Source organism: Pilosibacter fragilis (assembly GCF_032490495.1).
GTDB classification, from domain to species: domain Bacteria; phylum Bacillota; class Clostridia; order Lachnospirales; family Lachnospiraceae; genus Pilosibacter; species Pilosibacter fragilis.
Map to the genome: position 1 here is coordinate 1 of NZ_JAVYJB010000030.1, position 19,020 is coordinate 19,020.

The window sequence follows — 19,020 nt, forward strand, 5'->3', positions numbered from 1 at the left end:
CGAACTTGGAAAAATCAAAGAACTGATATTCTAAAAAATTTGTTTATCAAAAAAACAGGGATTCTTTGCGGTTTTTACAAGTTTTTAAACGTTTTATTTGAAATAGCACAATAGGTTAATTTATCTGTCGAATTTAAAAATTTCCTTGAATCCCGGCCATTTCTGGTCTTTCTCGGAGATGATGAGCTGCATGTCCGGTGTGATCGGCCACTTTACGCCGATCGTCTCATCGTTCCATGCAAGTCCGCCCTCGTCACCCGGATGATAGAAATCGGTGCACTTGTAGGCAAACTCTGCCTCGTCGGAGAGAACGACAAAGCCGTGTGCGAAACCTTCCGGAATGTAGAACTGTTTCTTGTTCTCTGCGGAGAGCTCAACACCGAACCACTTTCCGTATGTCTTGGAGTGTGTTCTTAAGTCAACGGCTACATCGAAAACTGTTCCGCGTACCGCACGGACGAGCTTGCCCTGCGGGAACTGCTTCTGGAAATGAAGGCCGCGGAGTACGCCCTTTACGGACATAGACTGGTTATCCTGTACGAATACCATGTTGAGTCCAGCCTCTTTGAAGTCGTTCTGGTTGTATGTCTCCATGAAGTATCCGCGCTCGTCGTTGAATACGGTCGGCTCGATCACATGAAGGCCTTCGATTACCATTCCATCTGTTTCACAGGAAGAAACTTTGATCTTTCCCATAGTTTTTTACCTCACATTTTTATAAATTTACGGCTGCAATATTTCTCTTTCGGCATATACCCATCTCATTTCTGAAGCAGAAATATATGCTTTTCCTGCACACCGCTGTATTTTCGCCATTTTTCGGCATTTCCGCACTACATCATACCACCCCACAGGCGGAATGACAACTTTTTTCTGCGTTGTGCCACTGCGCCGCCATTTGCATATAGAAGCAGGCAGCAGGTCAGTTTACATAATTTTTAGCTCTATTTCCAGTAATTGCGGTTCATAGACAGCTTTACTGCCAATTTTCTTGGCAGCTTCTTATACCTTTTCCCGGCAAGATACCCCAGATACTTGAATCCGCTGTCCACCACGAGCTTCGGGACGAGGTACGCGTGCCCCGTCTTTACGAGCCAGCGGGCTGTGTCCTTCACCATGCGGATGCCCTCGCCCTCGGACCGGATCCCGGAGAATACGTCGGGATTGTCCGCCTGGGAGATCGCCAGGTCAAAGTTTCTGTGGAACTGCTGGGACGCCGTATAGTTATGGGAGTGGATCACTCTCGCGTCCGCCGCGTAGTAAACCGCGTATCCATTCTTCATGGCCTTCGCCGCAAAGATCATGTCCTCGTTGAAGATCGTCTTCCGGATAAAACCACCGAGTTTCCTATAGATCTCCCGCTTATATGCCGCGCAGACATTGGAACAGAAGTAGGTCTTGATCCCCAGGGTGTCGAGGTCTGAAAGTCTCTTGACCCGGCTTTTGTCCGGATAGTTAAAATCTCTCGTGTGGCACTCGATGATATTGCAGTCCGTTGCCGGAAGCTGTCTCGCATATGCCACAGCGATATCGTCCCCGGAGAAAAGTGCGTCCGTCAGGGCTTTTATCAAATTTGTATCCGCTGGAAGCGCATCATGGGTCATGCAGACACAGACATCCGCATCGGAGTGCCCGATCCCTGCGTCTCTTGTAGCGCCATGGTCAAACTCTTCCTTCGTCACATGGTACACGGAGAGATTTTCCGGGAGTCTTCCCGGTTCCAGGGTCTCCGTCCACTTATCCCACAGGTACTTTTCTGTATTCATGATGATCAGCCGGTCCACCGGTACGGTCTGGCGTCCCAGCCGGTCAAATAATTCCAACAATCTGTTTCCCGGACCATAGACCGGGATGATCACATCAACCTTCATCGTGTTTTTGAGCTCTCTCTTTCTGTTTCATAAATCCTGCAGAGAAAATTCCAAAGAATACCATCAGTGCCGCCATCAAAAGCATGTATACGAAGGCGCCTCCCTGGATTCCTCCCATCCGGACGAACCAGCCGGAAGAAAGCACCGCGAGTACGCTGACGAAGGCGTAGCCCAGGATGATGAACCTCTGTTTCTGCATGATAATAAGGGAATAGTAAAACAGGTTCATGAATGCATTGAGGGCGCCGCCGATGATGATCAGTACCAACGCCATGCGGCAGGTGGAAAGTCCTTCTCTTAAGTTTGGGTACAGCAGGCTGATCACCGGAATTCCCAATAACCACGCACCGCCCACCGCGAGAACGGTCAGGGCCGCAATGATCAGGGCAAGGTTCATGATGATCTTCCGGAATGCTTTTAAGTGGCCTGTCTCCCAGTCCACCGCGAGCTTTGTGAGGTACGGTCGGATCACGAAGCCGGCAACCAGGTTGATTACGCTGGTCGGCATGAAGATCGCGCCGTAGACTGCGAGATCACGGTCTGCCATATGGGCCTCGATGGCGTATTTTGATGCGGAAAAGATATAGAAGTCCAGAACCACCGAGAAAAATAACAGAATATTATCCCGGAAGAGCTGGAATTTCTTTCCGCGCCCCGACTTCCATGTCACATTCGGGAGTTCCCGGATCACAAGGAAATCAAACAGGGAAAATCCCATAAACTGCGCGCCGACTGCCCAGATACTGGCCGTCAGAAGCTCTCCTGTCACCGCGAGACTTCCGAGGAAACAGGTTACGGAGAGGATCGTCCGGAACGCGTTGGATTTTCCCGTCAGGTACAGTCTTCCGCTCCGCTGAAATTCTGCCTCGTATGTATCCGCCAGGGCATCGATGACCTTGTAGACCACCATCAGAAAAACGACAGCTGCCTTCTCAAAGGTATATCCGCTGACAAGGACGTAGCCAAAGCCCACAAGGATCGCGAGACCGCAGGTGATGAGGCGCAGTCCCAGATAATCGCCGAAGGTATATTTCTCCCCGGTATCCGTGATCTGGAACGGGCGGATCCCAAAGTATGCCGCCATGAACATGTGCTGTCCGAAGGTGGTAAAGGCGAAGGTGAACACTCCGCCCGCGTCCTCGCCCGCAAGCTGGACCACCGCGATAGAGAGCACCATGGACGCAAAGGCGTAGAGGAAGCTTCCGATCATATTCCAGATAATGTTCTTCTGCTCCGACACCGCGGATCCGTCGCCAATGATGAGTCTGGCGAACCCGTGAGGCGTTTTCGGCCGGTTATTCATTTCCAAATTCCTTCTTCACGCAGGACAGGGCGGACTCGATAACCTTATCCATATCGTAATAGCGGTATTCCGCGAGTCTTCCGCCGAAGATCACATTCTTCTCTTTTCCAGCGAGTTCCGCGTATTTCTTATATAATTCCTGGTTTCTCTCATCGTTTACCGGATAGTATGGCTCCATGCCCTCGGTCCACTCCGCCGGGTACTCTCTCGTGATGACTGTCTTCTCCTGGGTTCCGAACTCGAAGTGTTTGTGCTCAATGATCCTCGTGTACGGAGTCTCGCGGTCGGTGTAGTTGATGACCGCATTGCCCTGATAGTTGTCGCAGTCTAAGACCTCCGTCTCAAACCGCAGACTGCGGTACTGGAGTTTTCCGAAGCAGTAGTCGAAATAGCTGTCGATGGTTCCTGTATATACGACCTTGTCCGCAAGGGCGTCATATTTCTCCTTGTCAGCCAGGTAGTCGGCTCCGAGGCGGATCTCACAGCCCTCGAAGAGCTTTTCCGTGATCTTATTGTAGCCGCCGATCGGGATTCCCTGGTAAAGGTCATTGAAATAGTTGTTGTCGTAGGTGTAGCGTACCGGGAGACGTTTGATGATGAAGGCTGGGAGCTCCTTGCAGTCTCTGCCCCACTGTTTCTCAGTGTAGCCCTTGACAAGCTTCTGGTAGATATGGGTTCCCACAAGGCTGATGGCCTGCTCTTCCAGGTTCTTCGGCTCGCCCTTGATGACCTTTCTCTGCTCATTGATGATCTTTTTTGCCTCCTCCGGAGTGGAGATTCCCCACATGCGGCTGAAGGTGTTCATGTTGAACGGCATGTTATACATCTCGCCCTTGTAGTTTGCAACCGGGCTGTTTGTGTAGCGGTTGAATTCCACGAGGCCGTTCACAAAGTTCCAGACTTCCCTGTTGCTGGTGTGGAAGATATGGGCGCCGTAACGATGTACGTTGATGCCCTCGATATTTTCGCAGTAGATGTTTCCGCCTGCATGTTCTCTCTTCTCAAGAACGAGGCAGGTCTTTCCGGCTTTTTTTGCGTAGTACGCGAAAACTCCGGCGAAAAGTCCGCTGCCCACTAACAGGTAATCATATTGTTTCTTCATATAGACTGTTCTCCTCATTGTCCCGGCTTTTCTGCGCCGATGTGTTTTGCAGCATGGGTGAGCTGGATTTTATGTCCTGCTGCCTGAATTACTCTTCTTCCTTAACAAAGATTTTTTCTTTCGGAAGAATTTCGCGGAGCTCCTCCACGAGCTGGACTGCCGCAAACAGGGCCGATCCGGCAAAAATAAAGATATCACCCAGGTTGAAGACCACTTTTTTCAGTTTCTTCCACTGGATGCTGAAATAGTCCACCACATATCCGCGTTTGAGCCGGTCATAAAGGTTGCTCGCTCCGCCGGCCAGCACCAGGGTCAGCGCCGTCTTCTCCAGCACACGTCCCTTCTTTCCGATCACATACGCCCATGCACCGGCTACCGCCGACAGCATGCAGACCGGGACCATCTCCACAAGTTTTGGGTATTCCTTCATGAATCCGAAGGAAAAGCCCGGATTGTGGTTTTTGTGGAGGCGGATCAGGCCACCTGATTCTTTCACGGTTTTCGGGAATTCTCCATCGGGTCTGGCTTCGATCTCTTTTTTCACAGCCAGATCTGTAAGCGCAAGCGTCGTTCCGAATGTCAAAAATCCAAACATTGCGATTCCCCTTTCTTTTCTATCTTACATGATTGCATACTTTCACAGATATCCTTATATTACAACATTTTAAAGGGTCCGTCCATATATTTCTTATTTCACGGTCAGACTGCGGCACCATTTTCACACGTTTTCTTACCCATTTCATTTACGCCTCTCGTTCCTCTTCCCGTTTTCTGATCCTGTAATTTTTTTTGGAACATGTGCCCTTGTCCCTCATATACATATATAGTATGAACCATTTTCTGCGGAGTATCAGCCATGTCATGTACAAATTCTGTCGCGTCGGAAGATTTTGCGGATTTTATCGCACCTTATTTTACTACACCTGAAGAGTTTATTCGTTCACAGGGGACAGACTGCATTGATTTTGTGAATTCTACGCTGGCGGTCGTCTATGTTCCGCTCTCCACAGTGACACCTTCTACTTATACTTCCTATACATATTCGGCAGTTCCGAAGCTATATAGTCTTCTGGATGTCACAAGTATGGATGCTGCCGGGATCACGCCAGCGGGGGAGCTTCCGGTGCTGAACAATCAGGGCGCGGGAGTTATTGTGGGATTTGTGGATACGGGGATCAATTATACAGATTCGCTGTTTCGGAATGTAGATGGAAGTACAAGAATTATTGGGATATGGGACCAGACAAATAATTCAGATAATTCTAACAATATAGAGAATGAAACTGCAAAACCATTTTCTGCCTTCTCAGCTCTCTACGGCACGCAATACACTGCCGAGGAGATCAACCTGGCCCTGAACTCCGACAATCCCGCCTCCATCGTCCCCACCCGGGACGAAAACGGACATGGAACATTTCTCGCTTCCATTGCCGCCGGGAACCGGGATGAACGGGCGGGATTTTCCGGGGCGGCACCGCAGGCATCCATCGCCATGGTGAAATTAAAACCCGCCAAGCAGTATCTCCGTGACTTCTACCTGATCCAGGACGGGGCAGAGGCCTACCAGGAGAACGATATCATGATGGGCGTCTCCTATCTCTATTTTCTCGCCAGAAAATACTCCATGCCCCTCGTCGTCTGCATTCCTCTCGGCACCAATATGGGAAGCCACATGGGAATGAGCCGCCTCGGGCAGTATTTAAACCAGGTCAGCCTTTCAAACGGTTCCGCCGTCATCACCGCTGCCGGGAACGAGACCGGGGCAAGACATCACTTTCGGGCTGTCATGGACGCAGATACGGATGAAGTCACCGCGGAGCTGCGGGTGGGGGAACGGGAAGCCGGTTTTTCCATGGAACTTTGGGCGGAGAACATGGGGGCCTACACGGTGGGCTTTATCTCACCGACCGGCGAAGTTGCGCGGGAGATTTCCGTTCCGCTCCGGGGCGAGAACACGGTGTCCTTTCTCCTGGAACAGACCCAGATCACAGTCTACACCCAGATCGCCGATGTGAGCTCCGGGAGCCAGTTTATCTTTATGCGCTTCGAAAACCCCATGTCCGGGATCTGGCGGATCCTGATACGGAACTCTCTGGACATCCGTGAGACCTTTCATATCTGGCTGCCGGTCCGGGGCTTTATCTCCGATGAGACCTATTTTCTCCGCCCGGATCCCGATACGACCATCACGGATCCCGGAAATGCCCGGTATCCCATCACTGTCACCGCCTACGACCACACCAAAAACAGCATCTACATCCACGCCAGCCGCGGCTACAGCCTGTCCGGCCGGATAAAGCCGGACCTCGCTGCCCCGGGTGTCAACATCTTAGGCGCGTCCGTCTCAGGAAGACGTCTCACAAGAATGTCCGGCACCTCCGTCTCCGCCGCCCACCTCGCCGGTGCCGCGGCGATCCTGTTGAACTGGGGCGTCCTCAATGCAAATTATCCGTATCTCAACACGCCGGTGCTAAAGTCCATCTTCGTCCGTGGGGCACAAAGAAATCCAGCGCTCACATACCCGAACCGTGAGTTCGGATATGGAACGCTGAATCTGTATGAAGCTTTTTTACATCTCAGAAACCTTTAATTTATAACATCCGATGCCGTGCAGACACTATCAGCAGGATTCATATTTATTCAGCTTTGTAACAGGCTTCCGTCGGCCCCGGCAGAGCAGCCGCCTTCTTGTCCGCCGTAGAATACTCCCGCATCTCGATCCGCGGGCCACCGTGTTTTTCCAGATACGCGCGGGTGATCGTCACAGAACCGATCTCCGGGTCCTTCGGGATCTCGAACATGATATCGAGCATGAATTCCTCGATGATCGCCCGGAGCGCTCTCGCACCGGTGTCTTTTTTGAGCGCCTGCTCTGCGATCCATTCCAGGGCATCATCGTCAAAGTTTAAATTTACCTCATCCATGGCGAGAAGCTTCTTATACTGCTTTAAGATCGCGTTCTTCGGCTCCTTTAAGATCCGCACGAGGAATTCCTTCGTGAGTCCCTGAAGTGTCACGGTCACCGGAAGTCTTCCCAAGAACTCCGGGATCATGCCGAATTCTCTGAGATCCTGGTTTGTGACCTTTGAGAGAATGTCCGGATCCTTATCATATTTATCCTTCGGATCAGAGCCGAAACCGATGGACGTGGTGTTCGTCAGGCGTTCCTTGATAATATTCTCAAGATCTGGGAACGCGCCGCCGCAGATAAAGAGGATATTGTCGGTGTTGATCATCTCCATCGGAGTCATGGCATTCTTCTGGCCTGTTCCCACAGGGACTTCCACGTCCGCGCCCTCTAGAAGCTTTAAGAGTTCCTGCTGCACGGACTCGCCGCTGACATCGCGGGTGTTCGTGGATTTCTTCTTTGCGATCTTATCGATCTCGTCGATGAACACGATGCCCATCTCCGCTTTCTGCACATCACCGCCCGCCGCTGCGAGGAGCTTTGTGAGAACACTCTCGATATCGTCACCGATATAACCTGCTTCTGTTAAGGATGTGGCGTCCGCGATCGCAAGCGGCACATCAAGGAGCTTCGCCAGAGTCTTTACGAGATACGTCTTACCGCTTCCAGTAGGTCCGATCATCAGGATATTTGACTTTTCGATGTCAATATCGGTTCCGTACTTCCCGGCATCCGGGGATGTCTTGGAAAATACACGCTTATAGTGGTTGTAGACTGCGACAGCGATCACCTTCTTCGCCTGCTCCTGGCCGATCACATACTCGTCGAGCTGCGCCTTGATCGCATGGGGGGCCGGGATCTCGCTGAGCTTAAACAGCTCCTTTTTTACTTTTTTCTTCTTTTTCCTGCGCTTATGGCCCTGGCCCATGAGGGCGCCGAGGTCGATCTGCCCCACCGGGATTCCGAAAATATTTCCCAATGGAATTCCCTCTGATCCGTCACCGTCCTCCTCGAAATCATCGCCATCTTCGGTCTCGTCAGCATCCACAACGGTCTGCTCTGCGTCCTCATCCGTGTCTGCTTCAGTCGGATTATCCACAGAATTCTGTTTTTCCGCTTCGCTCACGTCATCTTTCTTACCCGCAGCAGTTCCGGTATTCTCCTGCTTCTGCGCTCCATCTCCGCTTCCCATCGGATTCAGATACATATTTTTCAACAGCTCCGGCGTGATCCCGGACATCTTTGTCCAGTCCATACCGCTTCCCATCATCATATCAAACGATCTCTGCATACAGTCCCGGCACACCTGCAATCCGCCCGGCAGCGTGATCATTTTTCCTGCCTGACTCTCCGTCCGTCTGCACATGCAGCAGATCTTCTCATATCCGTTATTTTTGTTGTCTTCCAAATTTTTTCTCCCTGAACCTTCTATCGTTTCTCATGGATACAGGCCGCGGCCTGTCCACGCGTTTTCTGCCTGTTTTTACAGAATTATAACCTATTATAATGCAAATTGAGTCTTCCCGCAACCGAAAAACCATGTGTAAATTTTCTGACAGAATCGTCTTTCACCTTAACAGTATCTGAACTCTGCCCTCTGTATTTTTTTGATGTTTTTTGTAGTTTGAATTTAACATGGAATTGTAGCAACTAAGTAACTGTTTGGCAGGTCAGCACATTCCTGCACCGACCGTAAGTAACACAGGCTTGACCGCAACTGTGAAATCACTGAACCGTTACCTGGTGAACAACTATATAAGAGGGGGTAAATCTTATGATCACTTTACAGCTCGACATGTACCAGGCCTGCGCCCTCGGCGCTCTCGTCTATTGTCTCGGACGACTCATGGTCAACAAACTTTCATTCTTAAGTAAGTACTGCATCCCGGCACCGGTTGCCGGCGGTATCGTATTCGCCTTTGCTCATCTGGCGTTATACGCAGCAGGAATTCTGGAACTCTCCTTTGACACAACATTACAGAGTGTCTTCATGACGGTCTTCTTCTGCAGCGTCGGATTCACAGCCTGCTTCCGTCTGTTGAAAAAGGGCGGACTTCAGGTATTTCTGTTCCTCGGACTCGCAGTCGCCATCTGTGTCATCCAGGACGCAGTTGGCAGCGGTCTCGCAGCAGCCTTTGGTCTGGATCCGCTGCTCGGCTTATGTATGGGTTCCATGCCGTTAGTAGGCGGACACGGAACATCCGGTTCCTTCGGACCGCTTCTTGAAACAGATTACGCCGTTGTAGGCGCTACCACAGTTGCTCTCGCGGCAGCTACATACGGACTTGTATCCGGAAGTATGATGGGCGGCCCGATCGCACGTGCCCGTGTTGAAAAACTCCACTTAAAATCCACAGCAGCTGAGGAAGGCAACGAGACAGCTGAGGTTATGCCGGCCGTTGATGGTCAGAAATTCACAACATCCGCAATGTTTTTAGCAGTTGCCATCGGTCTCGGTACTCTTATTTTCACATTCTTCAAAGATGTATGCCACCTGACATTCCCGACTTATATCGGCGCTATGCTCGCAGCAGCAGCGATCCGCAATATCTGGGATGTCCAGCACAAAGAACTTCCGATGGTTGAGATTGACGCCCTCGGCGGACTTTCCTTAAATCTGTTCCTGTCCATGGCTATGATGAGCTTAAAGCTTTGGCAGTTAGCAGCACTTGCTCTTCCGATGATCGTCATCCTGCTTGTTCAGACGATTGTTATGTTCCTGTACGCGAACTTCGTTGTATTCAACGTTATGGGACGTGACTACGAGGCAGCTGCCATGACAACTGCATTCTGCGGTTTCGGTATGGGCGCTACCCCGAACGCTATGGCAAACATGAGAGCACTCGTTGAGCGCTACGGTGCAGCTCCGAGAGCATTCTTCATCGTACCGTTAGTAGGAAGCTTATTCGTTGACTTCTTCAACTCCATGGTACTGACCACGTTCATGAATTTCCTGTAAACATGTTTTCAGGAACTTTTCGATAAAACCTTTATACCTTTACAAAACAAGACCGCCTTTCCCGTGATCACTCCAGGGAGGCGGTCTTGTTTCTCTATTTTATATCGACTCTTTATTATTTTCCGATCTTAGACTGGCTCTGCGCCGGTTTCTGATCCTGCTGTCCGCCCTGGCTCTGACTGTTTGCACTGTCAGACTCAGCCGGACGCTGCTTTAAGGTTAACTGGACTTCTCTCTCCTGATAGCTGCCGTTTACAAGAGACTGGACAGTCAATGTTACGGTATCACCGGATTTATAGTAAGTCAGAAGCTTTGCAAGGTCCGCGTAGTTGGAGATCTTCTCACCATCCAGATTTGTAATGATGTCCTTCTCGTGAAGATCGGAACCTGCGGCTGCGGAGTCTTCCATGATCTTGTAGACATAGACACCCTGCGGCATTCCGTACATCTTTGCCATGGACTCATCAATGTTCTGTAACTGGATTCCGAGATAGCCCTGCTCAGACTCGGAAACCGCGATCTTTGTGGTCCTTGTCATGAGGTCATCGATGATGTCTTTTGCTTTAGAGATCGGGATCGCGTAACCGACGCCTTCAACACTTGTATCCGCGTACTTTGCTTCGTTGATGCCGATAACTTCACCTTTGGAGTTTAAGAGAGCTCCGCCGCTGTTGCCTGGGTTGATCGCTGCGTCTGTCTGGATGACGGTCTTAGTCGCATCGTCAACTTTGATCTCTCTGTTTAACGCGCTTACATGTCCGACTGTCACGCTCTGGCCAAGTCCAAGCGCGTTGCCGATGGCGATAACGCCCTGCCCCATCTTTAAGGAATCGGAATCACCGAGTGTCGCCGCTTTGATCTTGTCCTTTGTGTCAGCGGAGATCTTGTCGAGCGGAACTGCGATTACTGCGAGATCCGCCTCGGAGTCTGTGCCCTTAATGGCCGCGTCCGCAGTGCTCTCATCTGCGAACGTCACGGTAAGTCCCTCGGAATCACTGACAACGTGGTTGTTTGTAACGATCAGAAGCTCGGAGTCATTCTGTCCGACGATGATGCCGGAACCGCTGCTCGGGACTTCGTAGGTCTGGGATTGTCCAAACCAGGTGTTGCTCTGGTAGACCTGGGTATTTGTGATCGATACGACAGACGGAAGGGTTGCGTCCACAATCGCGGAGACATCCTCAATAACAACACCGTTGCTGGAAGTTGTGGATGTGTTCGCTGCCGGGATCTGGGTCGTCTGCCCGATGGTCTCGTTTACCTGGGAGCTCTGGTACGGCAACAGGGTGTTGGCCGCACGGTTGACTCCGTACATCGTTCCGCCGGATACGACACCGAAGAGGATCGCTGCCGCCGCGACAAGAGCTGTCGTCTTGGCGTAGGAGTGTTTCTTCGAAGCGTGGTGGCTGTTTCCGTTTCCGTTCGGATTCTGTCCATGTCCCTGATAATAGTCGTACTGCTGATACGGGTTCGTGTACTGGTTCTGGTTTCCGTAATACTGCTGATGCTGCTGCCCGCTGTAGTAACCGTTCTGGCCGTTCGGATTTCCGTTATACGGCTGGCCGTTCTGTGTACCGGAACCAAGTCTTCCGTAGACCTGTCTTCCTGTATGCTCACCCTGAGGCTGCTGGGCTCCGTTTTGGGTGTTCTGAGTGTTCTGCGTGTTTATCGGCTGTTCATTATTTTTCTTTTCGTTTTCATTATTTACTTCGTTCCATTTATTTTCATCATACATAATAGGAATCTCCTTTCTGTGTTGAAATTTTCGATGTTTCTTTTTGTACTTAAGGACTCTCTCTTTTTCTTTCCTCTCCTTAACTACATGACATAGTGTACCAGTGAAATGTGATGAAAGTGTGATGAAACATGCACGGTTCTGTGAAATAGCGTCACAATTCCCGTGTTTTTGTAATACGCAAAAAAATCCCGGAATCCATCAGTGGGCTGCTATTCTGTACCCATCCGGATGGATTCCGGGAAACTCTTGTTTTTCTTTATTTTGTCAGGATCGCAGTCAGTCCGAAATAGATCAGGACGATCACACCGAGGACGATGCGGTAGTATCCGAAGAATTTGAAGTCATGTTTTTTGACATATCCGAGTAAGAACTGGATCGAGTACATGGAAACGACGAAGGCGATCACCATGGCAGCTGCCATGAAGAAGAGCTCCATTGCGGAGAATGCCAGGCCGTAGTGAAGGATCTTTAAGAGACTGGCGCCGAACATGACCGGAATTCCAAGGAAGAAGGTGAACTCCGATGCGGCGGTTCTGGAACAGCCAAGCATCATCGCACCGAGGATCGTTGCGCCGGATCTCGATGTACCCGGGATCAGCGCGAGAAGCTGGAAGAGACCGATGTAAAATGCGGTCTGGTAACTAATCTGGGATACTTTCTTTATGCGGAATTCCGCGTGCTGGTTGCGGTTCTCGAAGGCAATAAAAATAACACCGTAGATGATGAGCATCGCCGCTACCACATATGGATTATAGAGATACTTGTCAAGCACTTCGTCAAGCAGGATTCCGACCACGGCAGCTGGAAGGCAGGCGATGATGATCTTAAACCATAGATGCCATGTGGCGCGCTTCTGTGCCGGTTTTTTCCCCGGATCAAATGGGTTCAGCCGTCTGAAATACAGGACCAGTACCGCGAGAATTGCGCCTAACTGGATCACGACGCGGAACACGTTCATGAATTCTTCTGATACATTCAGGTGGACGATATTCTCCACAAGGATCAGGTGACCGGTGCTGCTGATCGGAAGCCATTCGGTGAAACCTTCGACGACACCGAATACGACGATCTTTAGAAATTCGATAAAGTTGCTCATATTCACTCCTATGCTTTATATTTTGAATATAGCGTGCGGTCTTCTTGTTTTCATTGTCATGAAAACAAGAAGCTTCGGGCATCCGCCCTATGTCAACAGGTTCAAAAAAATGCTTCTGCAAGCAAGCTTGCGGCGCATTTTTCCGAACCCGCTGACGCACGCCAGATTGCTAGTTGATATTTTCGATCTGCCAGTCGATCGGCTCGATCCCGTTCTCTTTTAAATACTTGTTTGTCTTGCTGAACGGTCTGCTGCCGAAAAATCCGCGGTAGGCGGACAGCGGGCTCGGGTGCGGTGACTCGAGGATCAGATGCTTCGGATTCGTCAGCATTGGCTTTTTCATCTGCGCCGGGCGTCCCCAGAGGATGAACACCATCGGGCGGTCCTGCTCATTTAAGACGCGGATCGCGGCGTCCGTGAATTCCTCCCATCCAATATTCTTGTGGGAGTTTGCCGCATGGGCACGGACAGTCAGGACTGTGTTTAAGAGCATAACACCCTGATCTGCCCACTTCTTTAAATATCCATTGTTTGGGATATAGCAGCCGCAGTCCTCATGAAGTTCCTTATAGATATTGACCAGGGACGGCGGGATCTCCACCGACGGCTTTACGGAAAAGCTCAGTCCATGCGCCTGCCCCGGCTCGTGGTACGGGTCCTGTCCAAGGATCACTACTTTTACTTTTGAGAGCGGAGTAAACGCAAAGGCGTTGAAGATGTCATCCGGCGCCGGGTAGACTTCCTTTGTCTCGTACTCGCTCTTTACGGTCTCGTATAATTTCCTGTAATACGGCTTTTTGAATTCCCCGCTCATAGGGACCAACCAGTCATTTGCGATCGCAGCCATATTTCCTCCTTGTTGTATTTATTCGTAACGCTTCAGTACCTTCATAATTTTATGTTTTCTTACCGTCAACACAGCAAGTGCTCAAACCTCCTGAACAGTTACACTCTTTCTAAGAAATCATCCACTAATTTAAACGATACCTCCGCCACCGGACATGATTTCCCAGAAAGCTCTTCCGGCACCTGAGAAAAGATCTTGTGAACCCGGAACAGATACGCCTTATTGTTTAACATTGCTGTCTTCTCAAAGGGCCAGCGGATCAAGGACGGATCTTTATAGTTCTCACCAAGCTCCAGGAGCACCGTGTTCCGGTTCAGGGTGCAGGAAAGCCATAAGGTATAATGCTTCCACGCTTCTTCCGTAAAGGATACGCTGTGGGGAACTGCCATATGACCGGCAGAAAAGCCCAGCCGGTCCGCATCCTCACCGGACAGTGAAGTTATGATATAATAATCCTTTCCATCCAGAAAATTTTTTAACTTTTCGGCGGCATGAAGGACCTCTTCCTCCTCCGTGCCTTCTTTTTTCTTCCACTCAGAGCCGATCCCCACCAGGATCTTTTCCGCGTTTTCCAGTTTTTCCTTCAGGATCTTTTCTGCTTCTGTCTTTTCCAAGCTTTTCCTCCAATATTCTGCATAATTCGTTTTCGAACGTTAACATCATAACATAAATGAGGTCTGGATTCAACTGATCCCTCTTGTCCTTTGCTTTTCATTTTCTTAAGTTTTTCTGTCTGCGGCAGAATACGTTCCGCCGTCCTTGAATTCTTATGGCATGTCAGCGACATTCCAGAAGTGCCATGCATAATTTTCCCCTGTATCTCTCATACTTTTTTTGCAGATGAATATCAGACAGATCCATAGCTGTTGTTTTTATCAGCTGTCTGAAGAAACTGCATGGCAATTATTATGGAAAGGATGGATCAATGATGGAAGAGCACTCAGTCAATCTTCTCCGCGAATGTGACTCCGGCTGCAAAATGGCGGCGGAAAGCCTGGAACAGATCCGGGATATGGTGTCGGATCAGGAGCTCTGGAAGGATATCACGGAAAGCTATGAAAAACATCAGGAGCTGGACGCAAAGATCAAAAAGACCTTAAGCGCCATGGAGGAAGAGGGAAAAGAACCGGGAAAAATGGCCTCTGCCTGGTCATGGATGTCCACAGAAATGCGTATGCTGGCAAAGGGCGGCGACAAAGAAGCCGCCAGTATTGTCACTGACGGCTGTAATATGGGGATCAAGACCATATGCGGTTATAAAAATCAGTATTCTGGTGCGTCAAAGGCTGTCATGGAGATCGCCGATGAGCTCACCGGGATGGAGGAAAATCTCAGAGATCATATGAAGAAATTTCTATAACGGTTCAGCAGATCTCTTCCGCTTTCCTATCTTCCGGCCGGTGCCCCGCCACCGCCGGAAACTCCGAATATTTCACAAAGCCGATCTTTGCAATCAAGCACACGGTGGACCGGCTCGCAGAAAATGATTTTTCCGCCCGCGTCGATGTTCTTCGAAAGGAAGTCATCGCCAATGTCTCCCCTGAGCTCCGCTCCCCACTTTCCGTGATCTCCGGCTACGCAGAACTTGTCCGGGACATTCACCGGAAAGATGAGGCAGCTATCCGCCCCCCGGTCAGTCTGCCTGATGCTCTACCTCATAGGCATGTTCTTCCTTGATCTTTTTTAATGTCTCCGGCTCGCGGATCAGATCGAGGGCTGTGAAAGCAAGAACCTTTGCACCGAGAAGGATCGAATCGAGTCCTTTCTGTGAGCATGCCGCCGCAACCATCTCCTTGCTGTGGCCCTTGATCGGCTCGTCGCTGATATTGATGGTCGGCTGGATCGCCGGAACGACCTGGGATACATTTCCGATATCTGTCGATCCCATAAGGCGCTCTCCTGCCGGATCTGCAGTCTCTCCAAACAATTCCAGATTCTTCGCATAAACCGCATCAAAGGATGGTGTCGGAACCATGTTCTCTACCCAGTTCTGGTACGGCTTCATGCTGCCCTTTGCACCCATTGCCATCGCAGAGGCTTCCACGATCCGCTCTACCTTAGCGTAAACATCCTTTAATGTGGAAGCTGCAGCAGCCCGCAGATAAAATTTTGCTGCCGCGTAATCCGGTACCGTGTTCGGTGCCTGTCCACCGTTTACGATGATCCCGTGGATCCGCACATCATCACTCAGATGCTGGCGAAGAGCATTGATGGAGTTATAGGTCTGGATCAGCGCGTCTAAAGCATTGATTCCCTGCTCCGGTGCCGCAGCCGCATGAGACGCCTTACCCCAGAATTCAATATCGATCGGAACACATCCAAGTGTTTTTTCTGTAAGGCGATGTCCCACACCCGGATGTGCGGAAAGAGCCGCGTCAACGTCCTTGAAATATCCCTCGCGGACAAAGCTTCCCTTCGCACTTCCGTTTTCTCCGCCTTCCTCTCCAGGTGTTCCGTAGAGGCGGACCTCTCCGCCGACCTCATCGATCACGCTCTTTAACGCCGCAGCCGCCAGAGAAGAAGTTGCACCAAACAGGTTATGTCCACAGCCATGTCCAAGTCCCACAAGGGCATCGTACTCCGCAAGGAAAACCATGACCGGACCGGGTTTCCCGGATTTATAGCTCGCCGCAAAACCGGTTCTGTGACCTGCCGCCGGCATCTCTACTTCAAATCCCACGCTCTTAATCTGATCTGCAAGACGCTTGGAAGCGAAAAACTCATAATTGCTGACCTCCGGCTTCTCATGGATCTCCAAAGCGATCTGCTGATATGTCTTGCCGTTTGCCTCTACATAATCCACAATTTTCTTCTGTAATTCGTCCATTATCCACAATCTCCTTTTCTTTTATCCCATAAATTCACTGCAATATTCTTATAAGGAAAAAGACCTGACAAAAACCTACTTGTCAGGTCTCTTAATGCGTATTATAGTTCTTTTCGCCTAAATTTTCCAGTCTTTTCTTCCGATTTCACCGATCTGTTCCTGCAATTATTTTCCTGCTCTTACTTCCTCAAACTCCTCCTGGATCTCCTTTGACGGCTCACCGGTCGCAAGGCTGACAACAATCAGACAGAGCATTGCAATGATAAACGCCGGAAGAAGCTCATACACATTCCATGCACCGCCCAACGGACGAACGCAGTATTTCCATACAAATACCATGACTCCGCCTGCGATCATGCCGGCAAGAGCACCGTTCCTGTTGGAACGTTTCCAGAATAATGCCGCAAGGACCACCGGTCCGAATACAGCGCCAAATCCAGCCCACGCAAAGGACACGATTCCAAATACGGAGCTGTCCGGATTTCCCGCTAAAAATACTGCGATCACTGCGATAAAGAGAACCGTCGCCCGGGCAACATGGATCGTTCTCTTCTCAGTAAGGTTTACGCCGAACATTCCCTTTAACAGGTTCTCAGAAACAGCGGAAGATGCCGCAAGAAGCTGGGAATCTGCGGTGGACATCGTGCAGGCTAAAATTCCGGCAAGTGTGATTCCCGCACCCACGATTGCGAGGAATCCATGCTGGCTTAAGAGTGTCGCAACCTGAATGATGATCGTCTCCGAAGCGGAGCCCTTTAACTCTGCCATCACGCCATTCTTTGAGAGGCTGTAACCGACAACGCCGATAAAGATCGCAACTGCCATAGAGATTACGACCCATACCGTCGCGATCCGTCTGGACATCGCAATATTGTTCTCATGTTCTGTCGCCATAAAGCGAAGAAGTACATGGGGCATTCCGAAATATCCAAGTCCCCAGGCCAGTGTAGAAACAATTGAAATTGTTCCATAATCAGATGCAGCTCCGGCCGCACTGTCATACGTCGCTGTCAGGGATAAAAATCCCGGAAGTTCTCTCGCATTTGCAAGGACTGTGCTGACACCGCCGCTCATGGATACGCCGAAGCATACCACAAGGACAAGCGCGATCGTCATAACAATACTCTGGATCAGATCCGTAAAGCTCGCTGCCATAAATCCACCGAGTGCTGTGTAACCGACAATAACGACAGCGCTGATCAGCATAGCCGCCGTATACGGAATTCCGAATAATGTGGAGAACAGCTTTCCACATGCCGCGAATCCGGACGCTGTATACGGGACAAAAAAGATAATAATAAAAATTGCGGAAATTCCCAATAACAGTTTCGAATCATCGCGATACCTGTTTGCAAAGAAATCCGGCAGTGTGATCGAATTCGTCTTTGCGCTGTATCTCCTGATGCGTTTCGCCACGATCAGCCAGTTTAAATAGGTACCGATGGCAAGTCCGATCGCAGTCCAGGATGCGTCACAGATACCGCTGAGGTACGCCACTCCCGGCAGTCCCATCAGCAGCCAGCTGCTCATATCCGATGCCTCCGCACTCATTGCAGTCACAAACGGTCCTAATTTTCTTCCGCCAAGGTAGAAATCGCTGGAGTCATTGTTCCCTTTAGAATAGATGAAACCAATTGCCAGCATCATCACCAGATAGGCAATGATCACAAGAAAAACTCCGATGATTGCTCCATTCATTTTTCATACTTCCTCTCATTTTAGTCTGCCATATTAGTTTAATAAAGCGTTAATGTAGCTTAGTATAGCAGAAAATGGCCGGATTGCAAGTGTTTTCCGGGGATTTGCGTCTGAAAAAAGGTCGGCACATTCCCGTGCCGACCTTTTCCTGTCTTTGTTCAGTTTTTATGGGATCCTGATCTCGGTGTCCTTACCGCTTCTCATCCCAGCTTCCGTCCTCCCGGACAAACCAGCCGTCCGGTGTCATGCGGTTCGCGAACATGATTCCCTTTGTTCCATCGGAAACCTTATTGAGAGAACGAGACGTCGCAGAACGTCCGGGGGACGTTCGCCTACGACGACCGCAGCGGAGCGGAGACATTCGAACCATTCGAGCCCGGCAGGGCTTGAACATAGAAAAAAGAGCCATCCATCGGATGACTCTTTTTTCTATCTCTTTGAGAGCACGAGACGGGATTCGAACCCGCGACCCTCGCCTTGGCAAGGCGATACTCCACCACTGAGCCACTCGTGCACACATACCTTCAAAACCACATATTGAAATCCATCTTTACCGCTTCATCAACCAACCAGACCTTCCTGGATAAGCCCTCGACCGATTAGTAACAGTCAGCTCCGTACATTACTGCACTTCCACCTCTGCCCTATCTACCTCGTCGTCTTCAAGGGGT

At 50.3% G+C, this 19,020-nt stretch carries 16 protein-coding genes, 1 tRNA gene and 1 rRNA gene; 3 read left to right on the top strand and 15 right to left on the bottom strand.

Going from position 1 to position 19,020, the window contains the following annotated elements; genetic code table 11:
* Nucleotides 1-120 precede the first annotated feature (120 nt).
* The 5 genes from rfbC to ABCW45_RS16770 form a co-directional block, all read right to left on the bottom strand.
* Nucleotides 121-696: a dTDP-4-dehydrorhamnose 3,5-epimerase gene (gene rfbC, locus ABCW45_RS16750; RefSeq protein ID WP_015553895.1), complete on the bottom strand. Its 576-nt coding sequence runs from the start codon at nucleotides 694-696 to the stop codon at nucleotides 121-123.
* Nucleotides 697-944: 248 nt separating this feature from the next.
* A complete protein-coding gene (locus ABCW45_RS16755) occupies nucleotides 945-1,871 on the bottom strand; it encodes a glycosyltransferase family 2 protein (RefSeq protein WP_015553896.1) in 927 nt (308 codons plus the stop codon).
* Nucleotides 1,861-3,174 carry a lipopolysaccharide biosynthesis protein gene (locus ABCW45_RS16760; protein ID WP_015553897.1) on the bottom strand — a complete coding sequence of 438 codons (1,314 nt, stop codon included), beginning with the start codon at nucleotides 3,172-3,174 and terminating at the stop codon, nucleotides 1,861-1,863. The genes ABCW45_RS16755 and ABCW45_RS16760 overlap by 11 nt, the downstream gene beginning before the upstream one ends.
* Nucleotides 3,167-4,276: a UDP-galactopyranose mutase gene (glf, locus tag ABCW45_RS16765; protein ID WP_117485455.1), complete on the bottom strand. Its 1,110-nt coding sequence runs from the start codon at nucleotides 4,274-4,276 to the stop codon at nucleotides 3,167-3,169. The genes ABCW45_RS16760 and glf overlap by 8 nt, the downstream gene beginning before the upstream one ends.
* 88 nt (nucleotides 4,277-4,364) lie before the next feature.
* Nucleotides 4,365-4,871, bottom strand: coding sequence for a signal peptidase II (locus ABCW45_RS16770; RefSeq protein WP_117485457.1), 507 nt, complete (start codon nucleotides 4,869-4,871; stop codon nucleotides 4,365-4,367).
* A 261-nt stretch (nucleotides 4,872-5,132) separates the two neighbouring features.
* On the opposite strand from ABCW45_RS16770, the gene ABCW45_RS16775 reads away from it, so the two are divergent.
* A complete protein-coding gene (locus ABCW45_RS16775) occupies nucleotides 5,133-6,866 on the top strand; it encodes a S8 family peptidase (RefSeq protein ID WP_117567723.1) in 1,734 nt (577 codons plus the stop codon).
* A gap of 46 nt (nucleotides 6,867-6,912) precedes the next feature.
* Here the strand turns inward: ABCW45_RS16775 and clpX are convergent, their stop codons facing one another.
* Entirely contained in the window at nucleotides 6,913-8,550 is a 1,638-nt protein-coding gene (gene clpX, locus ABCW45_RS16780) for an ATP-dependent Clp protease ATP-binding subunit ClpX (RefSeq protein ID WP_425518629.1), read from the bottom strand.
* Nucleotides 8,551-8,958: 408 nt separating this feature from the next.
* On the opposite strand from clpX, the gene gltS reads away from it, so the two are divergent.
* Nucleotides 8,959-10,143, top strand: a complete 1,185-nt coding sequence (gene gltS / locus ABCW45_RS16785; RefSeq protein WP_015553902.1) for a sodium/glutamate symporter — start codon at nucleotides 8,959-8,961, stop codon at nucleotides 10,141-10,143.
* 115 nt (nucleotides 10,144-10,258) lie between these two features.
* Here the strand turns inward: gltS and ABCW45_RS16790 are convergent, their stop codons facing one another.
* The 4 genes from ABCW45_RS16790 to ABCW45_RS16805 form a co-directional block, all read right to left on the bottom strand.
* Nucleotides 10,259-11,878 (bottom strand): trypsin-like peptidase domain-containing protein, encoded by a 1,620-nt coding sequence (locus tag ABCW45_RS16790; RefSeq protein ID WP_120041511.1) that lies wholly within the window; start codon nucleotides 11,876-11,878, stop codon nucleotides 10,259-10,261.
* 259 nt (nucleotides 11,879-12,137) lie between these two features.
* Complete coding sequence (locus ABCW45_RS16795) at nucleotides 12,138-12,977, bottom strand: undecaprenyl-diphosphate phosphatase (protein WP_015553904.1); 840 nt, start codon at nucleotides 12,975-12,977, stop codon at nucleotides 12,138-12,140.
* Nucleotides 12,978-13,146: 169 nt separating this feature from the next.
* A complete protein-coding gene (locus tag ABCW45_RS16800) occupies nucleotides 13,147-13,824 on the bottom strand; it encodes a uracil-DNA glycosylase (protein ID WP_015553905.1) in 678 nt (225 codons plus the stop codon).
* 98 nt (nucleotides 13,825-13,922) lie between these two features.
* Complete coding sequence (locus ABCW45_RS16805) at nucleotides 13,923-14,438, bottom strand: hypothetical protein (RefSeq protein WP_117471114.1); 516 nt, start codon at nucleotides 14,436-14,438, stop codon at nucleotides 13,923-13,925.
* A 311-nt stretch (nucleotides 14,439-14,749) separates the two neighbouring features.
* Between ABCW45_RS16805 and ABCW45_RS16810 the strand changes: the two genes are divergently transcribed.
* The gene (locus ABCW45_RS16810) at nucleotides 14,750-15,184 is read left to right on the top strand and encodes a hypothetical protein (RefSeq protein WP_117472546.1); all 435 of its coding nucleotides are present in this window, start codon (nucleotides 14,750-14,752) and stop codon (nucleotides 15,182-15,184) included.
* A gap of 273 nt (nucleotides 15,185-15,457) precedes the next feature.
* Here the strand turns inward: ABCW45_RS16810 and ABCW45_RS16815 are convergent, their stop codons facing one another.
* The 5 genes from ABCW45_RS16815 to ABCW45_RS16835 all read right to left on the bottom strand — a co-directional run.
* Nucleotides 15,458-16,651, bottom strand: a complete 1,194-nt coding sequence (locus tag ABCW45_RS16815; protein ID WP_117471117.1) for a M20 family metallopeptidase — start codon at nucleotides 16,649-16,651, stop codon at nucleotides 15,458-15,460.
* A 165-nt stretch (nucleotides 16,652-16,816) separates the two neighbouring features.
* Nucleotides 16,817-18,349 (bottom strand): sodium/proline symporter, encoded by a 1,533-nt coding sequence (locus ABCW45_RS16820; protein ID WP_343221226.1) that lies wholly within the window; start codon nucleotides 18,347-18,349, stop codon nucleotides 16,817-16,819.
* A 190-nt stretch (nucleotides 18,350-18,539) separates the two neighbouring features.
* A complete protein-coding gene (locus ABCW45_RS16825) occupies nucleotides 18,540-18,719 on the bottom strand; it encodes a hypothetical protein (RefSeq protein ID WP_133304063.1) in 180 nt (59 codons plus the stop codon).
* A 72-nt stretch (nucleotides 18,720-18,791) separates the two neighbouring features.
* Nucleotides 18,792-18,863: transfer RNA gene (locus tag ABCW45_RS16830), tRNA-Gly, on the bottom strand.
* A gap of 65 nt (nucleotides 18,864-18,928) precedes the next feature.
* A 23S ribosomal RNA gene (locus ABCW45_RS16835) occupies nucleotides 18,929-19,020 on the bottom strand; the annotation flags it as partial.

What these genes read in the sequence shown, in the direction of transcription:
- ABCW45_RS16820 (WP_343221226.1), bottom strand. Translation starts at nt 18,349, where the DNA reads ATGAATGGAGCAATCATCGGAGTTTTTCTTGTGATCATTGCCTATCTG.
- ABCW45_RS16775 (WP_117567723.1), top strand. Translation starts at nt 5,133, where the DNA reads ATGTCATGTACAAATTCTGTCGCGTCGGAAGATTTTGCGGATTTTATC.
- ABCW45_RS16760 (WP_015553897.1), bottom strand. Translation starts at nt 3,174, where the DNA reads ATGAATAACCGGCCGAAAACGCCTCACGGGTTCGCCAGACTCATCATT.
- ABCW45_RS16755 (WP_015553896.1), bottom strand. Translation starts at nt 1,871, where the DNA reads ATGAAGGTTGATGTGATCATCCCGGTCTATGGTCCGGGAAACAGATTG.
- ABCW45_RS16825 (WP_133304063.1), bottom strand. Translation starts at nt 18,719, where the DNA reads ATGGTTCGAATGTCTCCGCTCCGCTGCGGTCGTCGTAGGCGAACGTCC.
- ABCW45_RS16790 (WP_120041511.1), bottom strand. Translation starts at nt 11,878, where the DNA reads ATGTATGATGAAAATAAATGGAACGAAGTAAATAATGAAAACGAAAAG.
- ABCW45_RS16815 (WP_117471117.1), bottom strand. Translation starts at nt 16,651, where the DNA reads ATGGACGAATTACAGAAGAAAATTGTGGATTATGTAGAGGCAAACGGC.
- clpX (WP_425518629.1), bottom strand. Translation starts at nt 8,550, where the DNA reads ATGTGCAGACGGACGGAGAGTCAGGCAGGAAAAATGATCACGCTGCCG.
- ABCW45_RS16795 (WP_015553904.1), bottom strand. Translation starts at nt 12,977, where the DNA reads ATGAGCAACTTTATCGAATTTCTAAAGATCGTCGTATTCGGTGTCGTC.
- gltS (WP_015553902.1), top strand. Translation starts at nt 8,959, where the DNA reads ATGATCACTTTACAGCTCGACATGTACCAGGCCTGCGCCCTCGGCGCT.
- ABCW45_RS16770 (WP_117485457.1), bottom strand. Translation starts at nt 4,871, where the DNA reads ATGTTTGGATTTTTGACATTCGGAACGACGCTTGCGCTTACAGATCTG.
- ABCW45_RS16800 (WP_015553905.1), bottom strand. Translation starts at nt 13,824, where the DNA reads ATGGCTGCGATCGCAAATGACTGGTTGGTCCCTATGAGCGGGGAATTC.
- rfbC (WP_015553895.1), bottom strand. Translation starts at nt 696, where the DNA reads ATGGGAAAGATCAAAGTTTCTTCCTGTGAAACAGATGGAATGGTAATC.
- ABCW45_RS16810 (WP_117472546.1), top strand. Translation starts at nt 14,750, where the DNA reads ATGATGGAAGAGCACTCAGTCAATCTTCTCCGCGAATGTGACTCCGGC.
- glf (WP_117485455.1), bottom strand. Translation starts at nt 4,276, where the DNA reads ATGAAGAAACAATATGATTACCTGTTAGTGGGCAGCGGACTTTTCGCC.